At 56.9% G+C, this 12,031-nt stretch carries 7 protein-coding genes and 2 pseudogenes; 3 read left to right on the top strand and 6 right to left on the bottom strand.

What is annotated here, in order from left to right:
* The first annotated feature begins 243 nt into the window (after nt 1-243).
* Both ACR0CE_RS16930 and ACR0CE_RS16925 read left to right on the top strand, forming a co-directional pair.
* On the top strand, nt 244-1,356 hold the full coding sequence (locus tag ACR0CE_RS16930) for an efflux RND transporter periplasmic adaptor subunit (protein ID WP_480596595.1): 1,113 nt from the start codon (nt 244-246) through the stop codon (nt 1,354-1,356).
* A gap of 21 nt (nt 1,357-1,377) precedes the next feature.
* Nucleotides 1,378-4,440, top strand: a complete 3,063-nt coding sequence (locus tag ACR0CE_RS16925) for an efflux RND transporter permease subunit (RefSeq protein WP_480833269.1) — start codon at nt 1,378-1,380, stop codon at nt 4,438-4,440.
* Nucleotides 4,441-4,733: 293 nt separating this feature from the next.
* On the opposite strand, the pseudogene ACR0CE_RS16920 reads toward ACR0CE_RS16925, so the two are convergent.
* The 4 genes and pseudogenes from ACR0CE_RS16920 to ACR0CE_RS16905 all read right to left on the bottom strand — a co-directional run bounded on the left by ACR0CE_RS16920 (nt 4,734) and on the right by ACR0CE_RS16905 (nt 8,554).
* Nucleotides 4,734-5,417, bottom strand: a pseudogene (locus ACR0CE_RS16920) (IS6 family transposase).
* 123 nt (nt 5,418-5,540) lie between these two features.
* A complete protein-coding gene (locus ACR0CE_RS16915) occupies nt 5,541-6,800 on the bottom strand; it encodes a DUF6522 family protein (RefSeq protein ID WP_480833268.1) in 1,260 nt (419 codons plus the stop codon).
* Complete coding sequence (locus ACR0CE_RS16910; RefSeq protein WP_480596589.1) at nt 6,793-7,959, bottom strand: P-loop NTPase; 1,167 nt, start codon at nt 7,957-7,959, stop codon at nt 6,793-6,795. The genes ACR0CE_RS16915 and ACR0CE_RS16910 overlap by 8 nt, the downstream gene beginning before the upstream one ends.
* A complete protein-coding gene (locus ACR0CE_RS16905; protein WP_480833267.1) occupies nt 7,946-8,554 on the bottom strand; it encodes a MarR family winged helix-turn-helix transcriptional regulator in 609 nt (202 codons plus the stop codon). Before ACR0CE_RS16905 ends, ACR0CE_RS16910 begins: the two co-directional genes overlap by 14 nt.
* A gap of 80 nt (nt 8,555-8,634) precedes the next feature.
* Here ACR0CE_RS16905 and ACR0CE_RS16900 point away from each other — a divergent pair, with 80 nt between their 5' ends.
* Nucleotides 8,635-9,498: a sigma-70 family RNA polymerase sigma factor gene (locus ACR0CE_RS16900; RefSeq protein ID WP_480833266.1), complete on the top strand. Its 864-nt coding sequence runs from the start codon at nt 8,635-8,637 to the stop codon at nt 9,496-9,498.
* A gap of 227 nt (nt 9,499-9,725) precedes the next feature.
* On the opposite strand, the pseudogene ACR0CE_RS16895 reads toward ACR0CE_RS16900, so the two are convergent.
* Together ACR0CE_RS16895 and ACR0CE_RS16890 are read right to left on the bottom strand one after the other, a co-directional pair.
* Nucleotides 9,726-10,486, bottom strand: a pseudogene (locus ACR0CE_RS16895) (IS5 family transposase).
* Nucleotides 10,487-10,984: 498 nt separating this feature from the next.
* Entirely contained in the window at nt 10,985-12,031 is a 1,047-nt protein-coding gene (locus ACR0CE_RS16890; protein WP_480833265.1) for a TniQ family protein, read from the bottom strand.

Below are 12,031 nucleotides of genomic sequence, written 5' to 3'. Positions count from 1 at the left end.
TCTGAGAAAAGAGGCAATCGGCCGGTCAACGGCTTCGCGCAACAAAGCCGTTTCAGTTGAAAATTCAAGAAATTTACAATTGTTAATGTTGCACTCTTTCATCTCTGCTAGCGCAGTTTTCGAACTGCGACGTTTCAATGCGCTGAAGCGGCCGGGTGAATGCAGCCTGCCCTAATAGAACTTACCGGAGCAGAACAACTGCAGCTGCTCACTTACAACACTCAACAAGGGATCACTCATAAAATGGTGCGCTACCTCAAACTTGTACCCATTCTCACCCTTGCCGTTCTGTCTGCCTGTAAAGAAGAGGAAGTGGACCAAAGCGCCATTGTTCGCGGGGTAAAGACCTTTCTGGTCACCGACACACAGTCAACAACCGCACGCCACTATCCCGGTGTTCTGGAGCCTGCCACGATCACGACCCTGTCCTTCGAGGTCAGCGGAACGCTTGAAGAGATGAACCTGTCGATCGGTCAAGCGGTCGAAACAGGCGATGTGCTGGTCGAACTGGATCCGACCCTGCTGCGCATTCGGCTTGAAAACGCACAAGCCGCCGTCGAGCAGGCCGAGGCGCAGTTCACCAATGCCGAACGGACACTGAAAAGGCAGCGCAGCCTGCTGGACCGTGGGGCAGTAACGCAGGTCTCGGTCGACAATGCCGAAACTGATTTCCTGGCCTCAAAAGCCTCGCTGGCACAGGCGAAGAAGGTTGTCGAGGCGGCGCAGGAAGACCTGACCAAAACCACGATTCACGCCCCCTATTCCGGGAACGTCAACTCGGTCGACGCGGATTCCTTTGCCACAGTCAGCGCGGGAACGCCTGTCGCCTCGATCTATGCTAGCGACAGTTTCGAGGTCTCGTTCTCGGTTAATTTCGAAGCTGCCAGCCAGATCGAAATCGGCGGGCCCGCAATCGTCAAACTGGTGGACCGTCCCCGGGTCAAGCTTGAGGCCGTCGTGACAGAAATCGGCAGCAGGGCCGACGTTGTTTCGGCCTATCCGGTCGTCGTTTCCGTGACCGACAATAACCCGATCCTCAAGGCCGGTATGGCCGTTGAAACAACGCTTGAATTCCCGCTGCCCGAAGCCGTTGGATATCTGGTTCCGCTGACGGCGGTCAGCACGGACCTGACCAACCTTGATCACGACGCAAACGAACAGACCGAAACGCTGGTCGCCTTCGTCTATGACGAAGACAGCGGCACGATCCGGCAACAGGAAATCGTTGTTGCGGGCCTTCGGGATAACTCTCTGATCGTCATTTCAGGGCTGCAGCCCGGTGATCGAGTGGCCTCGGCCGGGGTGTCCTTCCTGCGCGACGGGCAGCCCGTCAAACTTATTGACAGCAAAAATTAATTGTAAGGCGAGGGTTTTCCCATGGGGTTCCTGACTCGGTTCGGCATTGAAAAGTCGCGACTGACTGTACTGGTCATGATCGGGGTGCTTTTGCTTGGGGCAATTTCGTATATTCAACTTCCCAAACGCGAAGACCCCGAAATCTCTCTGCGCACGGCGATTGCGGTGGCCCAGTATCCCGGCATGTCGCCGGAACGGGTCGAAGAGCTGATCGCAGAACCGCTGGAACGCGCGGGCCGCGAGATCGAAGAAGTCGAAACCATCGTCACGCTGATCACCCGTGGCCAAGCCGAGCTGAAGTTCGAGGTCTACGACTCGGTCCCCAATTCCGAGCTTGAGCGGGTCTATCAGGACATCCGCAACAAGATGAACGACTCGATGGGTCAGTTGCCGCAAGGCACAATTGGCCCGTTTGTGAACACCGATTTCGACGCGGTGGCCATCGCCACAATCGCCGTTACCGGCGAAGGGTTCACCTATGAAGAGATTTGGGATGCGGCGGAAGACCTGCAAAAGCAGATCTATACCCTTAGCGGGATCACCAAAGTTGCCATTGAAGGCCGTCAGGAAGAACGCATCTGGCTGGAGATTGACACCCGCAAGCTTGCCTCGGTCGGGGTACAACTGGATCGCCTATTGTCGGACCTGAGCGCCCAGAACGTCATCGTTCCTGCGGGCAATCTGGATGCAAATGGCGTCAACATCATGCTTGAGGCCAATGGCGATCTGAAAACCGTTCAGGACATCCGCGAGGTTCTGACCAAGGTTCCTGGGTTAAGCGGGCTGGTCCGTTTGCAGGACCTGCTGACCGTTCGGCGCGGCTATGTCGATCCGCCGGATGCTCCGATCTATTTCAACGGTGAACCGGCGCTATTGCTGTCGGTCGAGATGGATAACAGCCGCGATATCCAGACCATCGGCGATGACCTAAAGCAGCGCCTGCCCGAGTTCGAAGCGACGCAACCCATCGGAATTCAGTTTTCGATTTCGACCTTTCAGGAAACTAACGTCACCCAGGCCATCAATGGGGCGCTGACAAATGTCGGTCAGACCTTTCTGACCGTCTTTGTGGTCATGCTGGTGTTCCTCGGGCTGCGTCCTGCGTTTGTGGTGTCCTGCATCGTGCCATTTTCGGTGATGTTCTCGCTGATCCTGATGTCACGGGCAGGAATTCCGATCGAGCAGGTCTCGATCGCGGCCGTCATCATTTCGCTGGGTCTGCTGGTTGATAACGGCCTTGTCGTGATCGAAGAGATTCAAAGCAGGCTGGATGCGGGTGAGACCCCGAGACGCGCAGCTGAAAAAGCTGGCACCCAGTTCTTTATTCCGCTGGCCGTGGCCTCGGTCACCACAGCGTCAGCCTTTATCCCGATGCTGATCCTTGAGGGTGCTGAGGGGGACTATGCCTTCTCGCTGGGTGCCGTGGTCGCCTTTATGCTGCTTGGGTCGTGGATCACCGCCCATTACATTCTGCCCTATCTGGCGACCTATCTTCTGCGCCCGTCGAAAAAGGCGCAGGCCGCGGAAGAAACCTGGCTGATCCGCTCCTACGGCAATCTGACCCGTTTCCTGCTGCATAAGGGCCTTTTGGTTGCCGGGGTGATTTACGGGATCATCCTTGCGGGCACGACAGTGTTTGGCTCGCTCAAGGGTGAGATGTTCCCTCTGGCCGAACGGGCCGAGTATCTGATATATCTTGAGATGCCACGTGGCACAGCGGTCACCGCCACGCGGGACGAGGCGCTGGCGGTTGACGCATGGCTGCGCGATCCTGAACGGAACCCCGAAGTCGTCAGCACCACCCTGTTTGTGGCCAGCGGCGGTCCCCGGTTTTTCCTGACACTGGACCCGGCAGATTCTGATCCGGCTAATGCCTTTTTCGTGGTCAATACCAAGGATTTCGAAAGCGCCGTCGCTGCGGCCGAACGCGCGCGCAACTATCTGGTCACCCAGCGCCCTGCCGCCAGCTATCGCATCACGCGCCTTGCCATGGGCGGCGAGGAATCGGGCATTGTGGATGTTGAAATCACCGGCCCTGACGCCGATGTTCTGGTCGGCCTTGCGCGCAAGGTTCAGGATGCGTTCGACACGGTGCCCGGCGCAATTCTGAACAAGAATGACTGGGGCAACAAAACCCTCAAATTCACTGTTGAGATCGCCCAGGACAAAGCGCGTGAATTTGGCGTGACCTCAAAAGATGTCTCGGAAGTCATGGAGGTCTATTTCTCGGGCGTTCCCTATTCCGAGTACCGCGATGGCGCCGATTCCATCCCGATTGTTGTACGTGCGCAAGAACCGTTCCGGGACAGTCTGGAAGACCTGGAAAACCTGTCGATCCCGGCGGATGGTCGGTTGATTTCATTGGCGCAGATCGCGGATTTCGCGCCCAAGTTCGAATTCTCTCAGCTGCGCCGGGAAAATCAGGTGCGCAAGATCACGGTATCGGGCAAAAGCGCCTATCTGTCCGCCGCCGAGGTCGAAGCATGGGTGGCCGAGGATCTTTCGGAGCTATCACTACCGCCGGGATATCGTCTCAACCTGGGTGGGGAGACAGAGCGTAGCGCCGAGATCAACGGGCTGCTGCTGGCGGGCATGCCTGCGGCTTTGCTTGTGATGCTTGCTGCACTTATGTTCCAGTTCAATTCGGTCCGACGGGTTACGCTGACGTTTCTGACAGTCCCAATGATCCTGATCGGTGCACCTACAGCTTTATTTCTAGCTTCACAGCCGCTGTCATTTTTTGCGATTCTGGGGCTGATCTCTTTGATGGGCATAATAATCAACAACGCAATTGTGTTGATCGACCAGATCGACATTGAACGCGAAACATTGGCTCTGGACGACGCGATTGTGGTCGCTGCAAAGAAAAGGGTCACGCCGGTGATGCTGACATCGCTGACCACAACCCTCGGTCTCGTGCCGATGGCGCTCAATGGCGGCGCCCTGTTCGAACCGATGGCAACACTGATGATCGGCGGCTTAATCGTCGCTTCACCACTGACCCTGATGTTTGTTCCATCTGTGTACCGACTAATGTTCGCCATGGATGAGCGGAAAAGGGTAGCTGCAGCAATGACGTCTTGATCCACAGCTGTAATTTTGCTGCCCTGGCTTACTCTCGGCCAGAAAGATGAAGAGTAAGATCGTTGAAGTCAAAATCGGGCACGGTGTTTGGGGCTGCACAAGCTTTCAGTTTGGACAAAGCAGCTAGGGATCTTTTACGAAGTTTCTTTCTGCGCAAAGAGTTTACACCGAACTTACGGCCTACGCCGCCAGTTCTGCAAATTGACGAAAACGGACAGATTCCGAGCGTGAGTGGTTGTGTCGCAATTTTCTGAAACGACCAAAGTCCGCGATCTGGTCTAAAATGGGCGCATTTATCCTGCGATCTCAACAAACATCCGAAAGCCCGAGGTCGTAATGCTAAAGAATTGCAGTTTTCGGATCATGTTAGCCACTTCAATATCATTCAATGTGGCTGAGGCGGATTCGAATGACTTAATCTCACACATGTGCCGAACACGCCGCTTGATGAACCGATGATCCTGTTTGATCATGTTGTTCAGATACTTGGACCTGATTGTCTGTACTTTGGCCGGGCACCCGAAACGCCTCAGAATTCTGTTCGCTTCTCGAGCACCGGCCGCGTTAGCGCCGCTTTTGTCAATGACGATCTTGCTCGGGGTTCCATTTGACGACAGCGCTCTGGCAAAGTATCAGGCTGCTGTTGGACGGTTCCTTCGCTCAGACGGCTTGAAATCAGGGGTGTTTCCTGCTTTGTCGACTGCTCGATAGAGATACTACCATTTGCCGCGAACACGTATGTAGGTCTCGTCCATGCGCCAGGATTTCTGCGTTGGGCGTTTCTTCGATTGCGCTTGCGCGGCGACCTTGGGCGAATATTTGACAACCCATCTGTTGAGAGTAGCGTGGTCAACCTGCACACCACGTTCGGCCATGATTTCTTCTAGATCCCAATATGACACCGTGCACCGCAGATAGAAGCATATTGCGCACAAAACCGCATCCTGGTGGAAATGGCAGCCTTTCAGTGTGATCATACTGAAACCTGTATGAGAACCATACGCAAAATCAAACGTCAAAAACCGCGTGCCCGTCAATACAAGCCTAAAGCTTGCGACACATCCGTTCGCGATCCTGTTTCAAGTCGCCCGGTTGTTTGCTCATTCCGCATGGCTGTCACCATCAACAAGTGTTTGATTTAGCTCACTAAGCTCCCGGTCATGAAACGCTCGGTCGCTTTCGTCGTCTCGCTTTAGCCGTTTCAGGTTTTGAGCCAGCGTAAAAAACCCGGCTGCTGGCAGTTTGTTCCGACCACGGCTCACTGCTCGGGCGGCGATGAATGGACGATCAGCTGCGACGTCCTCCCGCATCGTTGCTTCAAGCGCCCGCGTAGTACGGCCCACCGATCCCGGCGCCCATAGACCGAGGGCTCGTGCCAATGCCCCATAGGTGATGGGCACCTGATCCGGTGCAAGGCCTGAAAGATAGGCCCGCACCCGCATTACCAATTCGCGTTCACGGCCCAGTGCGTCACCAGCTTCCCGCGGCGGCGGGATCTCTCGTGCCGCGCCGTCAGCCAGAATCTCGGCTGCCCAAGCGCGCGTCGACGAACGCATGACGACCCGTGTCTTGCCAATGTCCGCGTCTTGCCCGACTTCAGTGACGCCGATCACATCCCCGAGGCGCAGTCCGGTCCGCAACGCGTCCACTGTAAGGCCAAGTTTCGGTGCGAGATAGTCTGGATCGATAACGACCTGGTCCTGTTCCCAACTGATCACATCCCTTGGCACCATTCGGTTCAGAAGCGGAGACTGGCTGCTATTCCTAGAATAGAAAGGGTTGCTGCCCTCCGCGTGATTGGTCACATCCACGATCTCGCGAATTTGTGGAAGTGCCGCCCGCAGCATCCGCTCGACCCCGTTGCGAAGCGTGACTGACGACGCGGCGCAACCCTGGCATCCGCCGGACATGCGCAAATAGACGCTGCCGCGCTCAACTTTGTCTGCTGAAATCTGGCCGCCGTGCGCTGCCACTGAAGGGTTGATCTGCCGGTTGAGCAGATCGGTCACCGCCATAAGCAACTCTGCATCGGGATCGTCCTCTCGACCCTGACCTGCATCTAATCCAAGCGGCGCCTCGGTTTGGTCAAGAACCTGACGGATCGCAGCCGCGACCGTGGGTTTTAGGACGGCCCAGTCTGCCTTTGCCAGCTTCTTGACCCAAATGGTGTTTCCGTTCACCTCGACCCGGCTAATGCCGTGAATTGAAAGCAGCCCGCGCGCAAGTGGCGCCTCTCCGGCTTCGTCGAACCGGACGGAAGCGCCTTTTTGCACCGGTTCATCCAAGAGAAATCTCACAATATCGGTGTCATGCGTCGAACTCTGCGCCCGGATGCGTCGGCGCGTCGGCACTTCAGACATCTTCCAGCTCCGTACTTTGCATCGCACGCAATGCCTTGAACGTGTAGATGCCCGTCCCGTGGCCATCTGTGAAAGACAGACCCAATGCATAGTTACCGACACTCCAGATACGGGTGATTGAAATATCCAGAGGCACTGTTCCGGGATCAAGCAATGCTGCACCCGTCATCTCATCGCGGCATTGTGCGCAGCGGCAGGCAAGACGCAAATCGCGCGGAGAAAGGCGTTGTTCGACGCCATCCGCCCAACGCAAGGTCAAACCGCTATCATCGTGATCGAGTGCCGCCAACTTGTCATCCGCGCCACCGTCGACAGGGGGAACGGGTGCGGGTTTGCCGGTTCCGCCTTCGATGGTCCATGCAAACGGCGTGCTGATACCGCCGCCGTCGCCTGCGGTCTGCGCCAATGCGCTCGCGATTTGACGATAGGCCATGGCCGCCGGACTACCCGGGTCTGCATCGACCAAAGGTTTACCGTCATCGCCGCAATCCACCACGGCCGGGTCAAGGGGGACTTTTCCCAGAAAGGACACGCCAAGTTCCGTTGCAATGGCTTCCCCGCCGCCCTGATGGAAAATATGGGTTACCGTTCCACAGGATGGGCAGGTGAAACCGCTCATGTTTTCAATTACGCCCAGAATGGGCACGTTCACCTGTTCCATCATCCGCAAGCCACGGCGGGCAATCTTGAGGCTCACGTCCTGTGGCGTGCTGACGACAACAGCACCCGCAAGGGGGAAGGCCTGAGCCAATGTCAGCTGGATATCTCCTGTTCCGGGCGGCAGGTCCAACAACAGGACATCCAGCGGCCCCCAGTCCACCTGACGGACGAACATCTGCAGGTATTTCGTCACCATTGGTCCGCGCAAAATCGCTGGCTTATCGTCATCGGTGAGCATACCCATCGAGATGACCTTGACACCATGCGCTTCCGCCGGGATCACCTTTTCATCCGGAGTCATCGTAGGCTTTGCGCTGGCGATCCCCAGCATACCCGGAATGGACGGGCCATAGATGTCTGCATCGACAACGCCAACGGACAACCCAGCCTCGGCCATGGCAACGGCAATGTTGGCCGAAACTGTTGACTTGCCGACCCCACCCTTGCCGCTGCTGATTGCGATCATGCGGGGGGGTGCGGCTTGCTCAGGCTTGCTCATCCCGTTGTCCTTCTGTCCGAGTATCCATGATTGGTTTTCGATAGCTTGCGCATAGCTTGTCTATTTCATCTGTGGCCAGCTGGGCCGAGATACAGGCGCAATAAGATGTGCCGCCATCAGATGAGAAATGGCTGCAGTCTCCGCAGGTGCCGAACGATGGCACCTCTCTCAAGACTGCAAGTGCCGTGGCCAGGCGCGACAAGGTAACGAGGAAACGATTGCGTTCTTGCTGTCCGAGCGCTTCGATCACGTCCATCAGATCACACAAGGGATCCTTTGCCAGCGTCTCCTGACCAAGTTCCGTGAGGTCGAAGCACACGCTGCGCCCGTCCGTTTCCGAGCGGCGTCGAACAATCAGGCCCTTGTTCTCAAGCGTTTTAATGATCTGAGATGCAGTGCCGCGCGTGGTCGCCTGGAAGCTGGCGAAGCTTGACGGAGTGCGCGTATTGCCGTTGGCTCGCGCAAAAAAGCGCAGGCAGGTCCACTGGGCGGCCGTCAGTTCCGAGCGCCCGTCCTCGCTGCGCGTGGCGCGACCCACGTGGACAAGCAACTCGGCAATTCGATCCGGTGTATTTTGAATGTCGTTCATACTCATTTGATATAGATTCGAAATTACTTTGACAACATTAGATCGATCTGTTTAGTTTCGCGTCGACACTAAAAGAGCCTGAATCGATGAACAAGCCTCTCCCCAGTTTCGGACGCCGTCCGCGTCGCACACGTACAGCCGATATGCTTTCTGCAGAGGAAGAAAGACATCTAATCCGCGCCTGGCAGTGTCGCGGAGACGTGCGCGCACGGGACAGGCTGATCCAGGCATTTGCCCCTCTGGCTGCATCGGTTGCCAAGCGTTTTAAACCCGGGCCTGGTGAGGCCGACCACGATCTGCTTCAGGAGGCCAATGTCGGTCTAATGAAGGCCGCCGATCGCTTTGATCCCGAACGCGAGAACCGCTTTTCCACCTATGCCGTCTGGTGGATCAGAGCGGAGGTTCAAGCCTACTCGCGGGCCAATTCCTCGATTGTCCGCCGCCCCAATTCGGCACAGGCGCGCAAAACCGCCACACAGATCGCAGCCCTCGACGAGGAAATTAAAGCGGACCCAAAGATCGATCGCGCAGAGGTCGAAGCGCATCTTGCGGAGAAGATCGGCGTAAGTATTGAGCGACTATCGGAACTGCGCGACCAGACCATGGGCAGGGACTATTCGCTGAACACACCGGCGCTGGGCGACTCGGGTGAGGAACGGATTTCCTTGTTGGTTGATCCGAACAGCCTGGACGATTCGGTCCCTTTGCGGGAACTGGAAGCTGAGGTCCTGCGCCGCGAATTGGTCGAAGCCTTGTCGATCCTGCCAATTCGCGAACGAGATATTTTGATCGCGACCCAACTGCATGACCCTCCTGCAACGCTGGAGCGTCTTGGAGAGGGGTATGGTATTTCGAAGGAAAGAGTTCGGCAGCTGCGCGAACGTGGCTTCGAACGGCTGCGTGAGAACATTTCCCTAAGAAATCTGAGCGAAAGCTATTTCACCTTATGACCCATCCCTTGGCTGTATGCCCTTTCGACCAACCCGACAACTCGGTCGACGGGCTGGTTTATGCCGCTATCTTTTGACATCACAATTGGACAGCGCTTCAATCATTCGGTGGGTCGGAAACGCGAACGCCGAAATTAGACCACCATGCCTGCCCTAAATTACACAGACTTGGACAGCAGATAATTCACTTGGAAAGACAACATGCCAAAGAACCCTGTACTGCTAGGTCATGTTGACAAATGGCGGATCCAGAGGCGGATCGAAGTGATATCTACGAAGCCGAGGAAGCTTTCGGCTGTTTTATCATAGCGGGTTGCCACGCGCCGAGCGTTCTTCAGTTTGTTGAAGCATCTCTCGACCAGGTTTCTCAGCCGGTAGAGATGCCAATCCAACCCAAGGCGCCTCTTTCGGGACTTTCGCATTGGGATCACCGGTTGAATGTTTCGGTTGTGCAGTTCGGCGCGAATGCGGTCGGCATCGTAACCTTTGTCGGCTAGCAGCACGACTGGCTCTGGCAGGTTGTCGTCCATGACCCGATCAAATCCAAGATAGTCCGATGTCTGGCCGGGTGTGATGTCAGTTCTCATAGGCAGCCCGGCGGCATTTACCCTGAGGTGGATCTTGGTCGTGAAGCCGCCTTTTGAGCGGCCAAAACCCTGTCGCGGAGTCCCCCTTTTGCGCCCGCTGCCTGATGATGGGCACGAACCACGGTGCTGTCGACCATTTGAAGGGCATCAGGAACGATCCTGCTCTCGGTCAGGGCTTCCAGAATCTGTTCCCAGAGCCCCGCGAGGGTCCAGCGCAGGAACTGTCGGTAGACACTCGACCACTTCCCAAACTCCTCAGGCAAGTCTCGCCAAGGGGCACCTGTACGTGCAATCCAGAAAACGCCATCAAGAACAAGGCGGTGGTTGGTCGGTTTGCGCCCGTTCGGGGCGCGAACTGAAAGGATGAGCCGTTCAAAAAACGCCCACTCCTCGTCCGGCATTAGGTTTCGTGCCAAGCTGGTCTCCATCGCAGATACCGGCTTGAATCACGATCGACGGGCGCTGTGAATCTCTTTTGTCAACACGACCTAAGCGTAACATTTCTGGAAACCGGCCTGGACATAGGCAGAGTCTAAACCAGTTGCGCAGCAGGTGCCCGCGAAATCTCCTTGCTCGTGGTTTTCTGCAAAACAACAGAACATGTTGGGTTGAGGCACCGCTGCCCCGTTGGGCTGAATGGCAGGTGTCAGATGTCATACCAATGTGATGGGAGGCGCTACCAGATTAATTCGAACTAGTCTCAGATAGGGCAATGCGACGCAACTCAAGTTCTATTGTCACGCAAGTTCCCTACTCGCTTAACACGCAAAATTCGAAACTTTTGATCGTTACTTTTATCTCTTGTTCAAATCACCATCACTTCTGATAAGTATCCCTTATCATGATTGATTGATTTCGCCGGAAAATGCGCACAGAATGTGCCTCATTGTCGGTTTTCCTTAACCACTGGACTCGCGACTGCATTGGTCCAAAACCCGTAGATTCCTGCCCTGCCCGACACTCTGCTTCCGCAAAATCTGATCTGCCCGTCGCCGCAGTGCTTTAGCTGTGACCGGTTGGCCTTGAGCCGTCAAATCTGTGCGGGCTTGCGCAAGGGCCTCCACTACGCGGTCCTTCAGCCCGTCGAGAACAGAGACCGGCTGCGGAGGTTTTGGTGTCACCATGGCTGTGCGCGCCTGTACCACAGGTGCCCTGCCCTGGGTTGGAGACGCCTCGCGCGCCGCCAAGACCGGCATATTCGCCAGCCCAACGTTTCGTTCCGAGGCCGCGATTGCACAGGCTTCCAAGGCCGCCCGCCAGTCTCGAACGGATGTGCCTGCCGCAAGGTGATGTCCGTATTGCCCGGCCAGTTGTCCCAGCGCGGCCCAATCCAGAGCCCCGGTCATCGCCCGGACCCGTGTCCGATCAGGGTCCGACACGATCTTCACGATACGCCGATGGATCGAGGCCAGGCACGCCATTGCCCTGGGATCGACCGGATCGACCGGGGTGACGCGGTAGGGCGTGGCACAGCGGGCACAACAGGTAAGTGGCAGGCCGGTCACAGGCAAGGGCTCCTGGCAGTGGCTGCACGCCCGCTCAAGCCACACGTGATGCGTCAGGCACACCGGACCGCCCATGCGCCAGTGCAGTGGCCATAGCGGCGTGGCCGCGGCCAGACACAGGGGACAAAAGCGCCGGGTGCCATCTAACAGCCGGAACGGCCCGATCCGCCATGGAGCAGCTGTGACCCGAAGCCGATCCGCAAGCCTGGGCGCCTCCTCGACCCACGGCAAAACCATTGCAGATAACCGCGCAACATCGATGCCATTACACCGAGCCAGCGCCTCCAGGTGGTCGCGATCGGGACGATCGCTATCCGTGGGACCGTTTTGCAGCCCCATCCACCGCCACATGCGCCGTTCCGTCCCGAAATACAGTGCCACCAGTTGACCCAGCCAGCCCGACAGGCTCTCCCCCGACCGCGGGGCCGGGACAAATGGCAA

It is taken from the genome of Ruegeria sp. L11 (genome assembly GCF_056531755.1).
This window is presented reverse-complemented; position numbering and strand designations above follow the sequence as displayed.

Bases quoted from the DNA above. Each gene is read 5' to 3' on its own strand.
- ACR0CE_RS16930 (WP_480596595.1), top strand. From the start codon at position 244: ATGGTGCGCTACCTCAAACTTGTACCCATTCTCACCCTTGCCGTTCTG.
- ACR0CE_RS16925 (WP_480833269.1), top strand. From the start codon at position 1,378: ATGGGGTTCCTGACTCGGTTCGGCATTGAAAAGTCGCGACTGACTGTA.
- ACR0CE_RS16915 (WP_480833268.1), bottom strand. From the start codon at position 6,800: ATGTCTGAAGTGCCGACGCGCCGACGCATCCGGGCGCAGAGTTCGACG.
- ACR0CE_RS16910 (WP_480596589.1), bottom strand. From the start codon at position 7,959: ATGAGCAAGCCTGAGCAAGCCGCACCCCCCCGCATGATCGCAATCAGC.
- ACR0CE_RS16905 (WP_480833267.1), bottom strand. From the start codon at position 8,554: ATGAGTATGAACGACATTCAAAATACACCGGATCGAATTGCCGAGTTG.
- ACR0CE_RS16900 (WP_480833266.1), top strand. From the start codon at position 8,635: ATGAACAAGCCTCTCCCCAGTTTCGGACGCCGTCCGCGTCGCACACGT.